We start from the raw sequence: 20,897 nt of genomic DNA, 5'->3' as shown, positions 1-20,897 counted from the left end.
CAGTCCTACAGGGGACGGCGATCATCGGAGCTCGATCAACCGGTTGCCGGCGACGATCATCTCAACGATCTGTTCGACGAGTGGAACAAACCACTCGATGAGAGCGGCACGTCTTGTGTTGCCGATCCGTATCCACACGATGACAGGTGCGTCGCCGTCGAGAGCGAGCATGTCGGCGAAGTCTCCATCCTTGGTGATCGCGGCTGCGTCATGCTGCAGCGCATACGCCCACACGACACCGTCGGGGCTATCAACTGGACCGATGTCGACAACATGCCCAGCTCAACGTTCAGGATGCGTCGAGGATGGCGTGATCCGCCTGCAGTGCGGCGTACTGGAGGCATGCCCTGACGTCGTCGCTGGTGACATACGGGTAGTCGGCGACGATCTCCTCGATCGTCGCCCCGGACGCCAGCAGCGAAAGCACATCGGAGACGCGCATGCGGGTCCCCCGGATCGCGGGCCGACCGTGAACCACCTGCGGGTCGATCACTATCCGATCAAGCAACGACATGGGTCAACCGTACCGGCAACCGGGGTTACATCGCTCGCCGTTCTACCACTGCCCGGCACAACATGTGCACCGTTCCGTCGGCCCCTGGGCCGACGGAACGGTGCACATGTTGCGTCAGCTGGTCTTCGAGCTGTCGAAGCCCGCCGGCAGCAGGTTGTCGGTGATCGACGCGACGTCCACCTTCTTGGTGATCTGCCCGGCCGCGAGGAACTCGTCGCTGAGCTTCTGCTCCGCGGCCACATCGGCCGCCGTGACCGGCAGGAACTTGTGCTCCTGCGTGGGCAACACCGACTTCGCGTCCGCGAGGCTGATGCCCTCCTCCTCCACCAACGCCTGCGCGAACTGGTCGGGATGCTTATTCGCCCAGTCGAACTCGCGGGCGAGGCGCTTGAACACATCGAGCAGCGCGGCGCGACGTACCGGGTCGTTCAGCGACTTGTCGCTCGCCAGGTAGTAGTCGGCTGTCTGGTCGATCGGCGGCAGGCCGGCGGCCACCACTCGGGCGCCGTTCGAAATCGCCAACGCGGACTGTGGGTTCCAGATCGACCAGGCGTCCACCTTGCCGCTGTTGAACGCGGACGCGGCAGCGGCGGGCGAGAGGAACTCGATCTGCACATCCGACGGCTTCAGACCCACGCTCTCCAGGGCACCCAGGACGAGGCCGTGCGCGGAACTACCCTGTGGCACCGCGATCCGCTTGCCCCGCAGATCCGCGATCGAGTGGATCGAGGAGCCCTTCGGCACGATGATGTTCTCGTCCGCCACCTCCGGATGCAGCGGCTGCGTCACGCCGACGATCTTGAAGCCGTACTCCTGGGCGGCGCCCGTGATCGGCGGCACGTCGCCAACGAAGCCCAGGTCGACCGCGCCCGAAGCGGCCGCCTGCACCAGCGGAGGGCCGTAATCGAAGCGGGCGAAACTCACCTTGTACGGCGCGCCCTGGAACGCGCCGGTGATCTTCGCGAGAGCCTGCGAGCCGTCGCCGCCGTTATCGGCGATCACGAACGAATAGCCGGCCCACTGAGGGTGACTCGTATCCTTCGACGCGAGCGGCGCGCTCTGCGCACTGGATCCGGACGAGCATGCGGCGGCACCCGTCGCGAGCGCGACGGCGAGCACTGCACCCGCGAGGCGGGATGGTCGGAAAGACATGGTAGTGGAGACCTCCTGTTGACAGGACACCGCCGCGGCCCGGGCTTCGGGCCACGGCGGGTCGAGAGAGATGGGTCAGGCCGCGGTGTGGGCGAGGCCGAGTTCGGCGAGGAGTTGGGCCCGCAGACGCTCGCGGGCGGCACTCACTGACCGCTCACCGGCGGTGAGATCGACTGGGTACTCTGCGGATACGCGCCCATGCCCGAGGATGACCACCCGGTCGGCCAGCGCGATCGCCTCGTCGACGTCGTGGGTCACCACGAGCATCGCGGCATTGTGACGCCGCCGGAGTTCCCGGACGGTCTCGTGCATCTTCAGGCGCGTGATCGCGTCGAGCGCGGCGAACGGCTCGTCGAACAGCACCAGCTCCGGGTCTGCGACGAGAGCCCGCGCCAACGACACGCGCTGCGCCTCACCGCCTGAGAGTTCCTTGGGCCAGGCGCGTTCCCGGCCGGCGAGCCCCACCTCGGCAAGCGCGGCGCGCCCCCGCTCGTCGGCGTCCTTCCCCCGCAGCCCGACGGTGACGTTCGGCAACACCCGCTGCCACGGCAGCAGGCGATCGGCCTGGAACACCACCGCACGCCGTGTCGGTACCTCGATACGGCCACCGTCGGGCAGGTCGATGCCGGCGAGCAGACGCAGTAGCGTGCTCTTGCCGCAGCCCGACGGCCCCAGCAGCACAACGAGTTCCGCCGCACCGATGGTCAAGTCGAGGTGGTCCAACACCACCCGCTCCCCGAATCGGCGCACCACGCCGGTCGCCACCACGGCGGGGTCGCCGCCGCGCGCGGCGGCAGCGGATTCGGTGGCGGTCGTGGGCGCACTCATGATGCCTCATATCCGGTGCGCCAACGCAGCAGCACCTTCTCGAGGACCCGCACGAACTGATCGGCGGCGAGCCCGAGGATGGAGTAGATCACCAGGCCGACGAAGACCTGGTCCGTCTGCAGATAGGTCTGCCCCTGGGTGATCAGGAAGCCCAGCCCCTTGTCCGCGTTGACGGTCTCGGCGGCCACCAATCCGAGGATGCTGTACGCGAGCGAGAACCGCAGTCCCACCAGGAATCCCGGCAATGCGCCTGGAGCGATGACCCGGGTGAGTAGGCGGCGCCGATCGACGCCCGCGGTGTGCGCCATCTCGATCAGCCGCTGGTCGATCCCACGGATCGCAGCGAACAGGTTGAGGTACATCGGTACGAACGCACCGAACGCGATCACCAGCACCTTGGGCAGCTCGTCGATACCGAACCATACGACCATCACCGGCAGCACTGCGAGGATCGGGATGGTGTTGAGCACCGAGACGACGCCGTTAAGCAGGTACTCGCCAGTGCGCAGCAGCCCGGACACGACGCCGGTCACAATCCCGACAGCCAACCCGAGCGCCAAACCGAGCGCGGCCCGCCGCAGCGAGACCGCCAGGTCCGGCCCGAGCACCCCCTGCTGCCACAGCCGCACCGCGGCCCGCACGATCGCCGTCGGCGCCGGTGCGTACGTGGGACCGAGCACCCCCGCCAACGCCAGGAACTCCCAGAGCAGCACCACCGCCACGGGCGTCGTGTAGATGCCCAGCGGCCACCGCAAGCGCCGTAGCACCGCGAGCCGGCCGCGCGGCGGCGCGGCGGGTGTGAACACCTCCCGCTCGCCCTCCGACGTAGCGACCACCGCCTTCGACGCCACCACCGAGCGCGGCGCCGCCGCGAGCGTCACGCCGCCACCTCAGCGACCACAGAGTAGTCGCTCGGGTCGCCGACCAGCTGGCGGCTGGGGCGCCCGTCGACGCCCACCGGCACGTCGCCGGCGACGGTGACGCGGTGCAACAGGCGAGGCAGGTCGTCGTAGTTGTCGATCGCGTAGTGCTGGGTGATGCGGTTGTCGAAGATCAGCAGCTGGTCGGGCGACCAACTCCAGCGGATCACGTTCTCGGGACGGGTGACGTGGCGCTGGAAGATCCGCAGCAGGTCGTCCGAGTCGGACTTGCTCAGCCCCACCAGGTTCCGCACGAAGCCACCGATGAACAGGCCGCGCTCGCCGGTCAGCGGGTGCACGCGCACCACCGGATGCTCCACCTCGTAGACGGTGGAGACGAATTGGCGGTGGTGCTCGAGGTACGCATCGGAACTGCCGCGCGGCGGCCGCGCGTAGTCGTACGCGTTGGTGTGCACCGCCCGCAGCGAATCAGCCAGGGCGCGCAGCGATTCCGGCAGGTCGCGATAGGCGCCGGCCGAGTCGGCGATCAGGGTCTCCCCACCGTAGGGCGTGGTGACGATGCTGCGCAGTGTGGTCACCTGGGGCGGGTTGGCGACGAAGGTCACGTCTGTATGCCACTGGTTGGATTTCGAGGTCCCGCTGTCGACGGCGAGGACGTTCTCGGTAGCACCCGGGACGGTGGGGTGGGCACGCGTGATGTCCCCGAACAGCGAGGCGACCCGCTCATGCGCCGCGTCATCGAGACGCACCCCCTCGAAGACGAGGGCCTTGTGCGCGTTGAGTGCGCTGCGTAGCTCGGCAGCGACCTCGGGTCGCTGATCCACGCTCAGATCGACACCATCGACTACGGCGCCGAGGCGACTGGACAGCTTGCGGACGGTGATGGGCATTGTGGAGCCTCCGAGCAGGAATGAGGGGCCGGGCAGGGGCGAAGGGGCCGGGCCGACGTATCCGCCGGCCCGCGTGGCGGTTTCGAAGACGTGCGGCGCTCAATGACAGAGCGCGCTGGCCACTCTCGCCATGTCGACGTGCCGCCGCACCGTGAGACGCGGGTCGCTGGGCATGGCGATGATGCTATGGGGCCCAGCCGGCCCTGACACCCTTCCGAATCGTGGCGATCCCAATCGCAGTGATCGCAAATCCCCCACAGCGCTCCCGTTCCCCGCCCCTCACGGTGCGCGCATCGATCCCGCCCGGACCTACTCCGAGGGCGCGGTCACGAGCCGAACCACACGGTCCACCCCGATCGGGTCACGAGCGCCCGCTGAAGTCGACACACCAGCGGCGCATGCCCACCCCCACGGGCACCGTGCGCCGCTCAGCCGTACATTTCGTCGCCCGGCCGCCACATCCCGTCGCTCAGCCGACCCGGAACGAGCTTCCGATCGTCGACGTCGCGTGCGCACCCGTCACCGTCGCGGTGGTGAACCGGTCTCCGGTGAGTCCGCCCAGCCGGATGGTCGCCGGCTCCTGGGTGTAATTCCCGGACGCACAGTTCGGCCGGCAGACGTTCGTCCACAGCACACCGGTGCCGAGGGCACCCGCAGAGCCCCAGCTCAGCCAGTCGATGTCCTGGACCCAGGCTCCGCCGTCGCCACACAGCAGCGTGACCCGGCTCGGCCGCACCTGGGACGCACCGTATGAACAGTTCTGCAGCACCGGTACCGGCGCCGCCGCCGCTGGTGTGACACCGACGACGACACACGCGCCCACCAACACCACGATCGAGGCGATCCTCCGGAACATCAGCCCAGCGCCGTCATCCAGCCGTGGGTGTCGGCGAGGGTACCGCGCTGGATGCGGGTCAGCGTGTCCCGCAGGGCCATCGTCACCTTGCCGGGCTCGCCGTCGCCGACGACGAAATCCTCAGAAGCCCCCTTCACGCGCCCCACCGGCGTGATCACAGCCGCTGTGCCGCAGGCGAACACCTCGGTGACCGAACCGTCGCGGACGCCCTTCTCGAGCTCGTCGACGCTGATCTTGCGCTCCTCCACACTGAACCCGGCGTCGGCGGCGAGTTGGATCAGCGAGTCGCGGGTGACGCCGGGCAGCAGCGAGCCCGACAGCTCGGGGGTCACGAGCCGCGCGTCGGCGCCGGAGCCGAGCACGAAGAAGAGGTTCATGCCGCCCATCTCCTCGATGTACCTGCGCTCGATGCCGTCCAGCCACACGACCTGGTCACAGCCCTCGTCGGCGGCCTGCGCCTGCGCGAGCAGGGACGCGGCATAGTTGCCGCCGAACTTCGCGGCACCGGTGCCACCGGGCGACGCGCGGACGTACTCCCGCGACAGCCACACCGACACCGGCTTGATCCCCCCGGTGAAGTAGGCGCCCGCGGGCGACGCGATCAGCAGGTAGCGGTACGACTTCGCCGGCCGCACCCCGAGTGCCGCCTCGTCCGCGAAGATGAAGGGCCGCAGATACAGCGCCGCCTCACCGCCGGCCTCGGGCACCCACGCCTTGTCGATGTCCACCAGCTCCCGCAGCGACTGCAGGAACAGGTCGGTCGGCAGCTCGGGGATGGCCAGGCGCCGCGCCGAGCGCTGGAAGCGCGCCGCATTCGCGTCCGGGCGGAAGCTCGCGATCGTGCCGTCCGCGTGTCGGTACGCCTTGAGCCCCTCGAAGATCTCCTGCGCGTAGTGCAGCACCATCGCCGACGGGTCGAGCGCCACCGGTCCGTAGGGCACCACCTCGCCGTCGTGCCAGCCCTGCTCGGGAGTCCAGCGCAGCGACACCATGTGATCCGTGAAGTACCGGCCGAAGCCCGGGCTCGCCAGAATCGCCGCACGCTCGGAGTCGGAGAGCGGAGTCGGGTTCAGATTGCGAGCAAAGGTCAGGCCAGTCGTCATAGGCCAAGATCTTACTGCGGCCCCTCTCCCCCGCTACTTCGTTTTCGCGCCGACGAACGGCGGCACCACGACCTCGCACACCAGCGCCCGGCCGCGCACGTCCACGGAGACCTCGTCGCCGGCCGCGACCCCCGCCGACGAATCGATCAGCGCCAGCGCGATGCCCACCTTCAACGTGGGGCTGAACGTCCCCGACGTCGTCACCCCGATCCGGCCACCGTCGGGCCCCAGCACGTCGAGGTCGGCGCGCAGCACGCCCCGTCCGGTCGCGCGTAGGCCCCACAGCCGCCGCACGGGCCCGGCCGCCTTCTCGGCGAGCAGCGCGTCGCGGCCGACGAAGGCCGGCTTCTTCCAGCCCACGGCCCACCCGGCGCGCGCCTGCACCGGCGTGATGTCAAGGCTCAGCTCGTGGCCGTGCAGCGGATAGCCCATCTCGGTGCGCAGGGTGTCTCGCGCACCGAGCCCGGCCGGCTGTCCGTCACGCGCCGTGACCTCGGCGAGCAGCGCTCGGAACACCTCCTCCGCGTCGGCCCACCGCGGCAGCAGCTCATAGCCGTGCTCGCCTGTGTAGCCGGTACGGCACACGCGCACGGGCAGGCCGTTCAGCGAGGCGTCCGCATAGGCCATGTACTCCATCTCGGTCGGCAGCCCCACTGCGTCCAGCACCTCCGCCGAGCGCGGCCCCTGCACCGCCAGGACCGCGTACTCGCGGTGCTGGTCCGTCACCGTCACGCCCTCCGGCGCCCGGGCCGCGAGATGGGCGACGACGGTGGCGGTGTTGGCCGCGTTGGGCACGAGGAAGATCTCGTCGTCGCTCACGTAGTAGGCGATCAGATCGTCGATCACGCCGCCGGACTCGTCGGTGCACAGCGTGTACTGCGCCTTGCCCGGCCCGACCTTCGCGAGGTCGGCGGTGAGGACGCTGTTGACGAACTCCGCCGCACCGGGGCCCGCCACCGTCGCCTTGCCGAGGTGGCTGACGTCGAAGATCCCCACGGCCTCACGCACGGCCGTGTGCTCGCCGACGGTGCCGGCGTACTTGACCGGCATGCTCCAGCCGCCGAACGCCGCGAAAGCGGCGCCCAGCTCGGTGTGGACGGCGTGCAGGGGGCCCTCGAGCAATTCAGTCATGCCGGCCACCCTATCGCTGGCGGAGTCGGCCCAGAGCGGACATCACCTGGTACAGCGCGATCGCCACCACCGAGCCGATCGCGATGCCGGTGAACGTGACCTGCCCGATCGACCAGGTGAAGTCGGCGATGCCGATCACCAGCGGCACCGCGGCGGTGATCTGGTTGATCGGCAGCGAGAAGTCCACCCGCGCCTGCACCCAGATCCGCACGCCCAGAACGCCGACGAGGCCGTACAGCGCCGTCGTCACCCCACCCAGCACGCCGGGCGGGATCGAGGCGATCACCGCCCCGACCTTGGGCGAGAGGCCGAGCAGTAGCGCGGCGACGCCCGCCACCCAGTAGGCGGCCGTCGAGTACACCCGCGTCGCCGCCATGACGCCGATGTTCTCGGCATAGGTGGTGGTCGCCGAGCCGCCGCCGATCCCCGCGATGAGCGTCGACACACCGTCGGAGAACAACGCACGACCCATCAGCGGGTCGTAGTCGGTGCCGGTCATCTGCGCGACCGACCGCACGTGGCCCACGTTCTCGGTGACCAGGACCAGCACCACGGGCAGGAACATCGGCACGACCGACCAGGCGAACGTGGGAGTCATGAAGTGCGGCAGGCCCACCCACGCCGCCTTCGCGATCGCCGCCGTCTGCACCTCGTGCCGCAGCAGCGCTACCACGTAGCCCGCCACCACCGCCGTGACGATCGCGAGCCGGCCCAACATCCCGCGGAACACCGCCAGCGACAGCACCAGTAGCGCCAGCGTGATGGTCGCGGTGACTGCGCCCTTCTCGAAGTTCGCCTTGGCGGTCGGGGCCAGGTTGAGGCCGATCAGGGCGACGACGGCACCGGTGACCACCGGCGGCATCAACCGCTCGATCCACGCCGTGCCGAACAGCTGCACCACCACGCCGATCAGCGTCAGCAGCACGCCCACCACCACGATCCCGCCGAGCGCGCTGCCCGCGCCGTGCGCGGCCGTGGCCGCCGTGATCGGCGCGATCACCGCGAAGCTCGAGCCCAGGTAACTCGGCAGCCGGTTGCCGGTCACGAGCAGGAACAGCAGCGTCCCGATGCCCGAGAACAGCAGAGTGGTGGCCGGCGGGAAGCCGGTCAGCACCGGCACCAGGAACGTCGACCCGAACATCGCCACCACATGCTGGACGCCGATGCCGATCGTCTTCGGCCACGCCAGGCGCTGGCCCGGCGCCACGACCGACGTGCCGTCGATATCCGCCGCGCCGACGGGGTCCCATCCGATTCGCATGGGTCAGATCCTGCTAGACCCCGCGCCGGACCTTCTACTCGAGGACCTCCACCGACGCCGAGAACCGCCCCGGCGCCGGGCTGAGGTCGAGTACTCGGTCGTGAAACCCGGTGAGCGACTCCCGATGTCCCACCGAGACGATGGCGCTGCCCGGCAACCGATCTCGCAGCAGCCCGTACAGCCGCGCCTCGGTCGCGAGGTCGACGGCGGACGTGGCCTCGTCGAGCAGGATCACCGCGGGCCGGGCCAACAGCATCCGGGCGAACACCAGCCGCTGCTGCTCGCCGGGCGACAGGAAGCCCCAGTCGGTGATGTCCGCGTAGAGATCCAGCGTGTCGAGGCCGACGATCGACAGAACCTGCCGCGCAGCGCCGTCCGACACCGTCTCGGCGGCGTTCGGATACGCCAGGACCTCCTGCAGCGAGGCGAAGGGCAGGTAGGGCGTCTGGGTGACCACATAGGGATCGACGGCGTCGAAAGTCCCGTGGGTATACGGCCACAGGCCCGACAGCGCCCGCAGCAGAGTCGATTTCCCGACACCCGAGGGTCCCCGGATCAGCAGTGCCTCCCCGCTCCGGACGTCGACGGTGACGTCCCGCAGCAGTGGCGTGCCATCCGGTTTGTCGATACCCGCGCCTGCGAGACGCACGCCCACCCCCGTCGGCGGCTCACCCGCGACCGGGATGTCGAGCTCCCGCGCCTCGCGGTCGCCGACGATGAGGCCACGCAGACGGATCAGCTGAGCGCGGTACTCCGCATATGTGGGGTAGTTGTCCTGGAAGAACGAAAGGGCGGTCTGGAACGAGGTGAAGCTGTTCGCCGACTGCGTCAGCGTGCCGAAGCTGATCTGGCCGTGGAAGAACCTGGACGCCTGGATCAGATAGGGCAGGAGCACGGCCGCCTGGTCGATCGCGAGCCCCCACGACTGCACCGCGACCCGCAGGATCGACACCCGCCAGAAGGCGCGGATGACGCTCGTGAAGACACCTGTGAGGGTCTGCTTCTCGGTGAACGCGCCACGGAACAGCGCGATCTCCTCTGCCGCGGTGCGGGCGTGCACCAGGCGGGCGCGGAACCGGCCGGTCGAGCGCTGGTAGCGGAAGTTCCAGCGGATCATCCGGCGGCCGATCAGGAACGTCACAATGGTCGACACGATGTAGTAGGCGATCGCGACTGCGATCAGTGCGCGCGGGACCGCGACGCCGAAGATGGGGACGCTCGCACAGAGGTCCCAGAGCAGCTGGCCGAACACGATCGCCGACACCACGGCGTTGACGGCGCCGCCGATCAGCGTCTGCGAGTTCTCCACCATGTCGGTGACATCGATGTCGACGCGCTGGTCTGGGTTGTCGACAGGATCACGCAGGAAGCGCATGCGGTAGGCGGCCGCGCCGCCGAGCCAGTCGCCCACCAGATAGTCGGTCAACCAACTGCGCCACCGGCATTCGAAGCGGTACCAGACGTAGCTCGCGGCCGACAACCGGAGTACGTGGAAGGTCACGATGATCGCGAAGATCTTGATCGACTCCCAGAACATCGACTCCCCGGCGTGCAGCCCGGCGACGTCGTGCCCCTTGATCGCCTCGGCGACATCGGTGCACGCCGTGATGAGATCGTTGCCCTGGTAGGTGAGCAGGTAGTCGACACGCACCGAACCGAGGAGGAACAAGGTCAGCCCGACCATCGACGCCCACACCGCGATGGCGTCCCGGCCGCGCTGCCTGAGGAAGAAGCGGTGGTTGACCACCCAGAAGTGCCGTCCCAGATCGGAGGTCGCCACCAGCGTCGCGGCGATCACTGCGCCCACCACCACGACCGCCAGGAATCCGATACCGAGGTACTCCAGTGTGGAGATCCACTCGTGGCCCCAGTTCCTGCTCATAGCCGTGTCCACGCGCACCTCGATCCCGGGGACCGGGCGATCCCACCTGCGACTGATTACCCGATCCGCGAGCCCGATGCGCGCCGAGAATCCTGAACGCCACCTGTGAAACCCGTCCCAAGTCGGCACATTTCGGAAACACTGGTCGGAAACACCCTAGGAGGCGACCTCCGCGTGGCTGGGCGCATAGAGCTCGCTCATGATCCCCTGGAACCGGGCGAGGGCCGACACCACCGGCTCGGGGTGGCGTCCCTGCGGCACCTGCCAGGAGCGCAACGCGTGCAGGAGGTCACCGTCGACCTCGACGTCCTGCTTGCCGAGCCGGGGAGGCGCCGCGGCGAGGCGATCGACCAGATCGGCGAGGGCGCGTAAGGCCGCATCGACGGCGGTGCCGCGGATCACGACCCGCATCGCGAACGCCAGCGAGTGCAGAGAATGGGTGGCGTTGCCGTACAAGGTCATCTGGTAGCGCACGACGTCCGGGCTACTGCCCACGACGAGCGGCCGGCCGAGCGGCACGGCCACGACGCGCAGCGCATGCAGCTTGGTGTCCATGGCGCGCAGCAGTTGGTCGGCGCCGGCCGCGCCGCCCTCGCCGGCCAGAACGCGCAGCACCGTCGCGTACGAGCCGAGCAGATCGCGCTGCGCCAGCCCCGCGGCATCGCGGGTCGAGACCGGGGACAGGACGAGGGCGACCGCGGCCCCACAGAGGGCGCCGATGATCGTCTCCTCGACGCGCAGCACCAGCAGCTTGTCGGTCAACTCGTCGAGCAGGCTGTACATCTGCGTGATCATCAGCGATATGAACAGCACCATGTAGGCGTAGTTCACCCGGATCAGGTAGATACCGCAGAACATGCTCGCCACGATCACGAACAGGCTCCACATGGTGTGGCCCGCGGTCAGGTGCGCCAGGCCGAGCCCCAGGAACAGGCCGATGATCGTGCCGATCACGCGGTTGGCGGATTTGATGAACGTCTCCGCCCGGGTGCCGGTGCCGGCGAACACGATGAACGCGGCGATCACCGCCCAGTAGTAGCGGGTCTCGCTCAACTCGCGGCCGATCAGGATCGCGAGAGTCCCGGCGAGCGCCACCTGCGCCGCCTGCCGGGTGGTGAAATCCAGCCGGGACAACGGGTTCCAGGAACTGCCCCGCGCCTCGACGCCGCGCACCGTCGGGACCGAGCTGGGCAGGTTGCCCATCGCCAGCATCACGGCCGGAGTGAAGTCGGCAGGGTCGTCGACGGGCGGCTTGTCTCCCAGACCGCGGCCGAGCTCCAGGTACGAGCGGACCGAGGAGGACAGCCGCACAGCCGGCCCGATGTAGCCTGCCTGCGCAGGGTCTGCTGCAACGCGAGCCACCTCGGCGTCGAACCGGTCGACCAGACCGCCCAGCAGCTCCTGGTCGAGGTCCGTATACCTCTCGTGCGACAGCGCGGCTATCAGAGTCACCGCCGCGGAGCGCAGCGGCGCGGGTGCGCCGACGAGTTCGATCCCGTGCAGTGCGATTCCGTTCAGCGCCAGCTGCAGGTCGAGGACCCGGCGACGCAGCCCGTGCGGAGTCCAGTCGGGTGGCAGAGCACCGGGCGTCGCCGACCACGCCTCGATCATCATCGCCGCCTCGGCGAGCTGTGCGCGCTGGCTGCGCCCCTTGCGCACCAGGCGGTTCCGCGCCTCGTCGGAGTCTGCCTGGAGTACATCGCCAGCCGTGGCGATGTAGCGCCGGCCGCGGATGCCGAACCCCTTGCGCACGTGGTTGAGCGTGCGCTGCGGGCGCGGGCCCGTGAACGCCACGGACAGCGCCAACACCAGCGCGGTGGCGAGGACCGTGTCGAAGACCTCCCACGGGATCGCCGGCCATTGGGCCTTCATGAAGGACGACAGGTAGTAGCCCATCCAGCCCATGAACCCATAGAAGAAGAACTTGGGGCCGAAGCGGCGCACGTACACCGCCGTGAACATCACGGCGACGAAGCCGACCAGCATCGTCACGGTCTGGTACGCCAGGAGCTTGCCGAGCACCATGCCGGTTCCCATCGCCACCGGGAACCAGACAGCCGTCTTCACCTTCGGCATCGGGGCGAGCCCGCCGAGGGCCTGCGAGCCCATCATGGAGAGGATGGCACCCACCATCATCGCGACCATCCGCGACGCCGGGTCGGCCCCACGCGCGATCGCGACCCAGTACTCGACCGCCAGCGCGATGGTGACGGCGATCGCGACCCCACCTGCGGTCTGCAGGCGAACCAGCCCGGGATCCGAACCGAGGATCATGTCACGCAGGCGTCTCCACGAGAACCCCTCAGACTGCATGCGGGAACACTAGCAGCGGGCGCGCTCCCCGCCACCTGCTCAGCGCAGCGCGCCCGTGACCGTCGGCGACGGTCGCTCCCCGGCCGTCCCGGCGGGCCCGAACAGCTCGCACAGGATGGCGTGCAGACGGTCGAGGTTGCGCACCACGCGCGCCGGGTGGCGCCCCGCCGGTACCGTCCACGCCCGCAGCTGCGCGAGCGCCGCGGGCGCCTCCGCCGGGGCGGATCCGAACCGGGGCGGATCCTCCGCCAACCGGTCGACGATGCCCGCGAGATCCAGGCAGGCGGCGTCGACGGCGGTGCCGCGCACCACGACTCGCATCCCGTCCGCCAGCCCGTGCACCGCCTGCGTCGCCCCGGCGTAGAGGGTCAGCTGGTGTCGCGTCACCCTGGGGCTGCTCCCCACGACGAGCGGCCGCACCAGCGGGGCGGCGGCCAGTGTCAGCCGCCGCAGCCCGTTGTCGACGTCGCGGATCAACCCGTCGATCCCACGGGCGCCGCCGCCCGCACCGGCCAGGGCGCGCAGCGTCACCGCGTACGCGGCGAGCAGGTCGCGCTGGGCCACGCGCGTGGTCGCCCGGGTGCTGACCGGCGCCACCAAGAGGGCGACGACGGTGCCGCAGCACGCCCCGATCGCGGTCTCCTCCAGCCGCAGGAACAGCAGGTGGTCGGAGAACTCGTCGAGCAGGCTGTAGAGCTGCGACACCATGATCGTGATGAAGAAGATCATGTAGGCGTAGCTGAGCCGCTGCAGATAGAACCCGCAGAAGAGTGCGAGGACGATCACCGTCAGCGACCACCACGTGTGGCCGGTGGTGGCGTGCGCCAGGCCGATCCCGGCGACCAGACCCACCAGCGTCCCGACGACGCGGTTGAGTAACTTCAGGGTGGTGTCGGCCCGCGAGCCCGTCCCCGTGAAGGCGATGAACGCCGCGATCATCGCCCAGTAGTAGCGGGTCTCGCTCAATTCGCGCCCGATCACGATGGCCAGCGTGCCCGCGACAGCCACCTGGAGCGCCTGCCGCGTCGTGAAGTCCAGCCGGGACAGCACGCCCCACGGCCCGGGATGGACGGGGGTGATGGCGGCGACGGGGACGGAGCCGGGCAGGTTGCCCATCGCCAGTGCGACGGCTGGGGTGAACTCCTCGTCCTCGTCGATCGTGGCGACGCCCGTGGCGCGCAACGCGATATCTATGTACTGCCGGGCGGACGCCGCGAGACGCATCGATGGCGTCGCGAACACGGCGCCGTCGCCGCCCGCGCTGCTCACCCGGACCGCAGCCACGTCCAGCGCGTCGACCAGCGGTCCCGCCGATTCGTAACGCCCCAGCGACAACTCCCGGTTCAACGCCGCGGCCGCGACCCGCAACTCGGCAGGCGCCCCGATCAGCTCGCGACCCGCCGACGCGATGCCGTTCACGGCGAGCTGGGCGTCGAGGATCCGCCGACGCAGCACCTGCGGCGTCCAGCCGGTCGGCAGCGCCCTCGGCTGGGCGGACCACGCCTCGATCATGAGCGCCGCCTCGGCGAGCCCTGCCTGGCGGCTGCCGAGCCGACGCAGGAGTCGCTCGGTGGGGGCGGCGTCGCTCGGATCGAGCAGGGCGGCGACGGTGCCCGTGATGCGCCGCCCGCGGGCACCGAACCCGCGCCGCACATGCGACAGCGTGCGTCGCGGGTTGGTCCGCATCACGGTCGTCGACAGCGCCAGCACCCACAGGGCGGCGATGATCACATCCACGATCTGCCAGGGCAGCGTGGACCACTTCGTGTGCAGGAACGATGCGAAGAAGTAGCCCATCCACAGCATGAAGCCGTAGAAGAAGTAGTCGACCCCGAACCGGCGCACGTACACCGCAAGGAACATCACCACCACGAACCCGGTCAGCATCACGGGGGTGCGTCCGGACAGGAGCACGCCGAGCACCATGCCGGCCCCGAGGGCGACAGGGAATCCGGCGACCGTGGCCACTTTGGGCAACGGCTTCGTCGTCCCGGACAACGCCATCGACCCCATCATCGCGACGATCGCCCCGAGCATCATCGCGACCATCCGCGACGACGCATCGGCGCCGCGCGCATGGGCGATCAGGAACTCGACCGCGATGCCGGTCGCCGTCGCGAAGGCGGCCCCACCCGCGCTCTCGAGACGCGTGAGCCCAGGGTCGGAACCAGCCACCACATCGCGGAGGTAGGACGGAGATAGCTGCATGATGCAGATAATACGGGGTACACGTATGGTCGTCCGCATGGAAGACCAGGGCGAACGCGGCGAATCGGTGTTCGAGGACATCGAGCTCCAGATCGCCGTGCTCGGTCGCAACTTCGAGCTGCTACACCGGCGCGCACCCGCGACGCCCGACGTGGAGCGGGCTGAGTACCTCCTGCTGCGCGTGCTCGCGAAGCTGGGACCGTCCACCGTCGGGACGCTTGCGACAACGCTCGGACTCGACTCCTCCACGATCGGCCGGCAGGTCTCGAGCCTCGAGGCGAGCGCTCTCGCGGAGCGCGTCGCCGATCCGCACGATCGTCGGCGCACCATCGTCGAGATGACCGAGCTCGGACGCCGCCGCATGAACGAGACCAGCCGAGCCCGCACCCTGCGCACCCAGGCGTTGCTCGCGGACTGGAACCCCGAGGACCTCCTCACCCTCGCGACCATGTTCCGCCGCTACAACGCCGCCGTCACCCGCACCTACCTGGGCGAACCGGGCGCCCTCGACCACCAGGCCGAGGGTGATCCCGAGGCGGGGTGACCACAGCGTTCGTTCCGACGGCAGGCATCCGCCGTCGGTCCCGCCGTGGAATCCTTGCGTCGTGGGACTGATCCGCGGAGAGAGATTCGAGTACGAGTCGAACGTCGACGGTGCCGCGGCCGACTGGGCGGTCCGGGTCGTGACCGTCGACCCGACGGGGGTGCGCTCCGAGAGCGTCCTCCACCGAGCATCCGGACAGCTCGAGGTCGAGCAGATCATCGACGGCCACGTCGCACGCGCGTCGTCGCCGCTCGTCCGCGTGGCGGGCTCGCTGTGGAGCCGCGACCTCACGTTCGCGGACGGGAGCCGCATCGAGTGCTGGATCATCCTCGAGGTCTCCGACTGGCGGTGCCTCGACTGCGGCATCGACCTGCGGCACGTGGACGAGTACTACATGGTCCGCGACGACCTCTGGAACAGCGCCGTCGTCGAGTTCGACCGGCACCGACACCTGTGTATCGGCTGTCTCGAATCGCGCCTGGGCCGCGAGCTCACCAACGCCGATTTCAGGCCGGGCACCGAGCATCTCACCCGACGCGCCACACCGCGCCTGCGTGACCGCCTCGGCCGGGCCGCGCCGCCGGACAGGAGATCCGCACCGCCGGCGGGGGTCGACGACGGCGGCTACGTCGTGCGCTACTTCCCCAGCACCGAGTCCAGGTAGTCGTTGGCGAACACGCGATGCGGGTCGAACTGCTCACGCAGCGCGAGGAATTCACCGAACCGGGGATACGCCGCGCGGAAGAAGTCCGCGTCCCGCGTGTGCATCTTGCCCCAGTGCGGCCGCCCGCCGAACGACAGCATCAGCGCCTCCACCTCGCGGAAGTACTCGGTGTCGGCGTCGCGGTAGTAGCGGTGCACGGCGATGTAGCCGGACTCGCGCCCGGCGGCGGTGGACAGCATCAACTCGTCCGCGGCCGCGGCACGCACCTCGATCGGGAAGGTGATGTTCCAATCATGCTGCGCCACCAGGGAACGCAGCGCCGCGAACGCGTCCATCGTCTGCGCCAGCGGCACTGCCCACTCGGACTCCCGGAACCGTACGGTGCGCCGCGTGGTGAACACGCCGGTGGACACGTCGGAGAACCGCCGGTTGCCGGTGGCGCCCGCGGCGAACCGCACCAACCCCGGCGTGAAAGCCGGGACCGCGCGGCCCAACTCGGACATCGCGCGCAGCGCCTCGTTACCCACCACCCGGTCGTCGATCAGCCGCTTCGCGGGCGACAGCGGCTCGGTCCGGTGCGAGCCCGGGTGGCGGGTGTTGGTCTTCGTCAGCGCCACGTCGGTGCCGGGGAACCAGTAGAACTCGTAGTGGTCCGTCGCGCGGACCGTGTCGAGGAACCCGTCGATCACCTCGTCCAGCGGCTGCGGAGCCTCGAGCGCATCGAGCACGAACGCCTCGACACACTGCAGCGTCACTTCGACCAGCACGCCCAGCGCGCCGAGCCCCAGCGCCACGCCGGCGAGCCGCGGGTCACCGTCGCCCACGGTGATCACGTCGCCGGCACCGTCGACCAGCGTCGCGCCCACCACCTGCGTGGCGAGGCCCCCGAACGCGAGCCCGGTCCCGTGCGTGCCGGTGGAGATCGCTCCGGCCACGGTCTGTCGGTCGATGTCGCCCAGGTTGGGCATGGCCAGACCGTGCGGCGCGAGGATCGCGGGGACCTCGAACAGCCGCGTGCCGGCGCGCAGCGTGACCCGCTTCGCTCCTGCGTCGACGGCGACCAGCCCGCGCAGGTGCTCCGGGGACAGGGCCACGTCGCGCGGCGCCGACACCGCGGTGAACGAGTGCCCCGCGCCCAGCGCCTTGAGGGTGCCGCCCCGCTCGGCCGCTCGTCGCACCGCGGCGGCGACCTCCGCGATCGTGCCCGGCCGGGCGGTGTACGACGGGAACGCGGACTGCGTCCGCCCCCAGTTGCGCCACTCCCCGCCGCGCGCCGTCAGCTGCTCCAGCGAAGGTAACCAGCGACGGCTCACAGGAACGCCTTCCCTTCTCCTCTATACGTCACCGCGGTGGCCTCGACGCCACCGTCTTTCGCGATGACGAACTCGTTGACGTGCTCGCACGGCTCGCCGGCCTTCGCGTGCCGGAACCACACGCGGTCGCCGAGCGGAATCCGTCGGGCGCGGTCGCCGTGCAGGGGCGTCTGAACCTCACCGGCCCCCTCGCGGCCCAGCAGATGCAGCCCGGCGGGCCACACCGGCGTGGGCACCCGGCCGGAGCCGGCCGGGCCGGACGCGATCCAGCCGCCGCCGTGGCACGTGATCGTGTCCGGCGCGGGCCGCCGCGTCACGGCGAGCCCGAAGCCCATCGCCGGGGCGGGCGTGAAGTGCGAGTAGTCGTCGAACAGCGTCGGCCCGTACAGGCCGCTGCCGGCGGCGATGTCGGTGACGTTGGGGTCGGCCGCGTTACGCTCGAGGGAGCCGGTGCCGCCGCCGTTGACGAACTCGAGGTCGGCGATGCGCCGCAGGTCGGTGAGGATCTCGCCGCGCCGGGCCACCAACTCGTCCCAGGAGGCACCCTGCATGGCCCGCACGATCGCGGCCGCGCCGGGCCGGTGGAGGCTGCGGTCGCCCACGCCGGCGATCTGGGCGTCGTACGTCATCACCCCGACCAGCGTGAAGCCCCTGCGGCCGCCGATCGTCACCGCCAGCACCGACGCCTCGGCGCGCGTCCGCACCGGCGACCGGCGCACGCCCATGAACCCCAGGGCGGGCGCCCGGTACGACGCGTCGATGTCCAGACACACGCGCAGGTCCGGGCGGCGGCTGGGCGGCACGGCGGCGTCGATGAGGTCGAGCTGCGCGGCATCGTCGATCATCAGCGTCACGCGCGCCGCGGCCTCCGGATCGGCGGCCAGCGCGGCGATCGCGCCGAGGTCGGCGCTCGGGTAGGCGACCAAGACGTCAGGACAACCCGGCCGCTCGGGAGTCGATACAGCCAGCCAGTGCGCCTCTGCCACGTCGTAGGCGAGCACGCCCGCGTAACCGTCCACGGCGAGCAGCGCGTCGAGGACGGGCCGGCTGCGTAGCGATTTCGACGCGACGCGGATCGGCTTGCCGCCCGCACGCCGCAGCAGCTGCTCGGTGTTGAACCGCAGGGCGTCCAGATCGGCGGCGAGCACCGGGGCGTCGAGGCCGGTGGTCGCGGCATCGATGGTGGCCCAGTAGGCCTCGGGATCCGTCTCCCACCTACGCTCGCCGCCGGCACGCTCGCCTAGCGACGGAACCGGTGACAGGTCGATTGCTCCCACATCGGCCGATGGTACGGCAGCCGTACCAGACGGCCGCGACCTCGCCGTCCGCCGCGCGGGCGTAGCATCCTGCCCGGCAACACCATTCGCACCGACACGCCAGGAGGATCCCTGTGACCAGCACCTCTCGCCCCGAGTTCGTGATCGCGGCCACGCCCGCGTCCGGCGCCGACGTGCTGGTCCTGGGCCTCTACTCCGGCGACGACGGCCCCCGGCTCGCGCCCGGCGCCGAATTCCTCACCGACGGTGCCGACGCCTCGATCCTCCGCGGTCTCACGTCCGTGGGCGCCACGGGCAAGGCCGGCGAGGTCACGCGGATCCCCGCCGACGGTGCCGGGGTCCGCTCGGTACTCGCAGTGGGGCTCGGGAGCCCGGTCGAGGACGGCCCGAGCGCCGAGACCGTGCGCCGTGCGGCGGGCGTCGCGGCCCGCGCGCTGGAGGGAACCGAGTCGGCCATCACCACGCTGTCGGCGCTCGACCTCGCTGCCGCCGTCGAGGGCTTCGCGCTGGGCGCGTACCGCTTCACCAGCTACCGCTCCGCGGCCTCCGCACCGAAGAAGACGCCGGTCGGCACCGTCGTCCTGCTCACCGCCGCACCTGCCGAACGGGCCCAGCCGGTCGTCGACGCAGCCGTCGCCACCGCCGAGTCCGTCGCACTCGCGCGCGACCTGGTGAACACGCCCCCCAACGCGCTGTACCCCGCCGAGTTCGCCGACCGGGCGCGGGCCGCGGGCGAGGCGGCGGGCCTCGCGGTGGAGGTGTTCGACGAGCAGTACCTGGCCGCCAACGGCTACGGCGGCATCGTCGGCGTGGGACAGGGCAGCTCGCGACCCCCGCGGCTGGTGCGCCTGACCTACACGTCGGGTGTGCCGGGCGCCAAGAAGGTCGCCCTGGTGGGCAAGGGCGTCACCTTCGACACCGGCGGCATCTCCATCAAGCCGGCCGCCGGCATGGACCACATGACCTCGGACATGGGCGGCGCGGCCGCAGTGGTCGCCACCGTGGTCCTCGCGGCGCGCCTGGGCCTACAGGTCGACGTGACGGCGACGGTGCCGATGGCCGAGAACATGCCGTCGGCGACGGCGCAGCGCCCCGGAGACGTGCTGACGCAGTACGGCGGTAAGACCGTCGAGGTGCTCAACACCGACGCCGAGGGCCGGCTGATCCTGGCCGACGCCATCGTCCGCGCCTGCGAGGACGGCCCCGACTACCTGATCGACACGGCGACGCTCACCGGCGCGCAGATGGTGGCGCTGGGCAACCGCACGCCCGGCGTGATGGGCACCGAGGCCTTCCGTGACCGGGTCGCCGCGTTGTCGCGGGCCGTCGGCGAGAACGGCTGGGCGATGCCCTTCCCGGAGGAACTGCGCGCGGACCTCGAGTCGCGCGTCGCCGACCTCGCCAACGTGGGGCCGACGCGGTGGGGCGGCATGCTGCTCGCGGGCGTGTTCCTGCAGCAGTTCGTCGCCGACGGTGTCGAGTGGGCGCACGTCGACGTGGCGGGCCCGGCGTTCAACACCGGAGCGCCGTGGGGCTACACCCCCAAGGGCGGCACCGGTGTCCCGGTCCGCACGATCATCGCCGTGCTGTCCGATATCGCAGCGAACGGGTAGACCCGCTCGACGCCGAAGTCGGGCCGGGTAGGGTCTACTGCGGTGGTGGTCACAGCCGTCCGCCCAAGGGTTTATCCGCGATATCCCGCTGCTCGAGACCCGATATCGATCAAGCTGGACCCGATATCAACCAAAGCTGCTAGTACCAACAGCACAACAACCGAGGAGTCGAAGACCATGGCCTTCTCCGTCAAGATGCCGGCGCTCGGCGAGAGCGTGACCGAAGGCACCGTGACCCGGTGGCTCAAGCAGGAGGGCGACACCGTCGCTGAGGACGAGCCCTTGCTGGAGGTGTCCACCGACAAGGTCGACACGGAGATCCCCGCGCCCGCCTCGGGAGTGCTGCTGAAGATCCTCGCTCAGGAGGACGACGTGGTCGAGGTCGGCGGCGACCTCGCGAGCATCGGTGAGGCCGGCGAGGCCGCGCCCGCCGAGTCCGCGCCCGCGCCCGCAGCGGAGCCTGCCGC

20 protein-coding genes are annotated in these 20,897 nt (G+C 70.2%); 4 read left to right on the top strand and 16 right to left on the bottom strand.

Annotation, left to right across the window (positions count from 1 at the left end; translation table 11 throughout):
• Positions 1 to 21: 21 nt before the first annotated feature.
• The 14 genes from ABD908_RS06875 to ABD908_RS06815 all read right to left on the bottom strand — a co-directional run bounded on the left by ABD908_RS06875 (position 22) and on the right by ABD908_RS06815 (position 15,019).
• Positions 22 to 264: a DUF5615 family PIN-like protein gene (locus ABD908_RS06875; protein ID WP_344992925.1), complete on the bottom strand. Its 243-nt coding sequence runs from the start codon at positions 262 to 264 to the stop codon at positions 22 to 24.
• Positions 265 to 289: 25 nt separating this feature from the next.
• Positions 290 to 514, bottom strand: coding sequence for a DUF433 domain-containing protein (locus ABD908_RS06870; protein WP_344992817.1), 225 nt, complete (start codon positions 512 to 514; stop codon positions 290 to 292).
• Between the two features lie 114 nt (positions 515 to 628).
• Complete coding sequence (locus tag ABD908_RS06865) at positions 629 to 1,666, bottom strand: aliphatic sulfonate ABC transporter substrate-binding protein (RefSeq protein ID WP_344992814.1); 1,038 nt, start codon at positions 1,664 to 1,666, stop codon at positions 629 to 631.
• A 75-nt stretch (positions 1,667 to 1,741) separates the two neighbouring features.
• On the bottom strand, positions 1,742 to 2,494 hold the full coding sequence (locus ABD908_RS06860; protein WP_344992811.1) for an ABC transporter ATP-binding protein: 753 nt from the start codon (positions 2,492 to 2,494) through the stop codon (positions 1,742 to 1,744).
• Positions 2,491 to 3,375, bottom strand: a complete 885-nt coding sequence (locus ABD908_RS06855; RefSeq protein ID WP_344992808.1) for an ABC transporter permease — start codon at positions 3,373 to 3,375, stop codon at positions 2,491 to 2,493. The genes ABD908_RS06860 and ABD908_RS06855 overlap by 4 nt, the downstream gene beginning before the upstream one ends.
• The gene (locus ABD908_RS06850) at positions 3,372 to 4,265 is read right to left on the bottom strand and encodes a TauD/TfdA dioxygenase family protein (RefSeq protein ID WP_344992806.1); all 894 of its coding nucleotides are present in this window, start codon (positions 4,263 to 4,265) and stop codon (positions 3,372 to 3,374) included. The genes ABD908_RS06855 and ABD908_RS06850 overlap by 4 nt, the downstream gene beginning before the upstream one ends.
• 99 nt (positions 4,266 to 4,364) lie before the next feature.
• On the bottom strand, positions 4,365 to 4,439 hold the full coding sequence (locus tag ABD908_RS27605) for a putative leader peptide (protein ID WP_385924257.1): 75 nt from the start codon (positions 4,437 to 4,439) through the stop codon (positions 4,365 to 4,367).
• Positions 4,440 to 4,734: 295 nt separating this feature from the next.
• The gene (locus ABD908_RS06845; protein ID WP_344992803.1) at positions 4,735 to 5,121 is read right to left on the bottom strand and encodes a hypothetical protein; all 387 of its coding nucleotides are present in this window, start codon (positions 5,119 to 5,121) and stop codon (positions 4,735 to 4,737) included.
• Positions 5,121 to 6,224, bottom strand: a complete 1,104-nt coding sequence (locus tag ABD908_RS06840) for a branched-chain amino acid aminotransferase (RefSeq protein ID WP_344992800.1) — start codon at positions 6,222 to 6,224, stop codon at positions 5,121 to 5,123. The genes ABD908_RS06845 and ABD908_RS06840 overlap by 1 nt, the downstream gene beginning before the upstream one ends.
• Before the next feature lie 33 nt (positions 6,225 to 6,257).
• Positions 6,258 to 7,355 (bottom strand): glycine cleavage system aminomethyltransferase GcvT, encoded by a 1,098-nt coding sequence (gene gcvT, locus ABD908_RS06835; RefSeq protein ID WP_344992797.1) that lies wholly within the window; start codon positions 7,353 to 7,355, stop codon positions 6,258 to 6,260.
• 10 nt (positions 7,356 to 7,365) lie between these two features.
• A complete protein-coding gene (locus ABD908_RS06830) occupies positions 7,366 to 8,616 on the bottom strand; it encodes a uracil-xanthine permease family protein (protein ID WP_344992794.1) in 1,251 nt (416 codons plus the stop codon).
• A gap of 34 nt (positions 8,617 to 8,650) precedes the next feature.
• Positions 8,651 to 10,498 carry an ABC transporter ATP-binding protein/permease gene (locus tag ABD908_RS06825; RefSeq protein ID WP_344992791.1) on the bottom strand — a complete coding sequence of 616 codons (1,848 nt, stop codon included), beginning with the start codon at positions 10,496 to 10,498 and terminating at the stop codon, positions 8,651 to 8,653.
• 156 nt (positions 10,499 to 10,654) lie between these two features.
• A complete protein-coding gene (locus tag ABD908_RS06820; protein ID WP_344992788.1) occupies positions 10,655 to 12,811 on the bottom strand; it encodes an FUSC family protein in 2,157 nt (718 codons plus the stop codon).
• A 39-nt stretch (positions 12,812 to 12,850) separates the two neighbouring features.
• Entirely contained in the window at positions 12,851 to 15,019 is a 2,169-nt protein-coding gene (locus tag ABD908_RS06815) for an FUSC family protein (RefSeq protein WP_344992785.1), read from the bottom strand.
• Between the two features lie 37 nt (positions 15,020 to 15,056).
• Here ABD908_RS06815 and ABD908_RS06810 point away from each other — a divergent pair, with 37 nt between their 5' ends.
• Both ABD908_RS06810 and ABD908_RS06805 read left to right on the top strand, forming a co-directional pair.
• Complete coding sequence (locus tag ABD908_RS06810) at positions 15,057 to 15,563, top strand: MarR family winged helix-turn-helix transcriptional regulator (protein ID WP_344992782.1); 507 nt, start codon at positions 15,057 to 15,059, stop codon at positions 15,561 to 15,563.
• Between the two features lie 61 nt (positions 15,564 to 15,624).
• The gene (locus tag ABD908_RS06805) at positions 15,625 to 16,227 is read left to right on the top strand and encodes a hypothetical protein (RefSeq protein WP_344992779.1); all 603 of its coding nucleotides are present in this window, start codon (positions 15,625 to 15,627) and stop codon (positions 16,225 to 16,227) included.
• Here the strand turns inward: ABD908_RS06805 and ABD908_RS06800 are convergent.
• Both ABD908_RS06800 and ABD908_RS06795 read right to left on the bottom strand, forming a co-directional pair.
• Positions 16,200 to 17,507, bottom strand: a complete 1,308-nt coding sequence (locus ABD908_RS06800; RefSeq protein WP_425584357.1) for a D-arabinono-1,4-lactone oxidase — start codon at positions 17,505 to 17,507, stop codon at positions 16,200 to 16,202. The two genes, ABD908_RS06805 and ABD908_RS06800, sit on opposite strands and share 28 nt — an antisense overlap.
• 29 nt (positions 17,508 to 17,536) lie before the next feature.
• Positions 17,537 to 18,808, bottom strand: coding sequence for a type III PLP-dependent enzyme domain-containing protein (locus ABD908_RS06795; protein WP_425584356.1), 1,272 nt, complete (start codon positions 18,806 to 18,808; stop codon positions 17,537 to 17,539).
• A gap of 116 nt (positions 18,809 to 18,924) precedes the next feature.
• On the opposite strand from ABD908_RS06795, the gene ABD908_RS06790 reads away from it, so the two are divergent.
• Positions 18,925 to 20,430: a leucyl aminopeptidase gene (locus ABD908_RS06790; RefSeq protein ID WP_385924254.1), complete on the top strand. Its 1,506-nt coding sequence runs from the start codon at positions 18,925 to 18,927 to the stop codon at positions 20,428 to 20,430.
• A gap of 177 nt (positions 20,431 to 20,607) precedes the next feature.
• Positions 20,608 to 20,897, top strand: a 290-nt coding sequence (locus ABD908_RS06785) for a biotin/lipoyl-containing protein (protein ID WP_344992768.1), incomplete at its 3' end; no start/stop codon positions are given.

Origin of the sequence: Tsukamurella soli, assembly GCF_039541155.1 — a bacterium.
In the GTDB taxonomy this organism is placed as follows: domain Bacteria; phylum Actinomycetota; class Actinomycetes; order Mycobacteriales; family Mycobacteriaceae; genus Tsukamurella; species Tsukamurella soli.
This window is presented reverse-complemented; position numbering and strand designations above follow the sequence as displayed.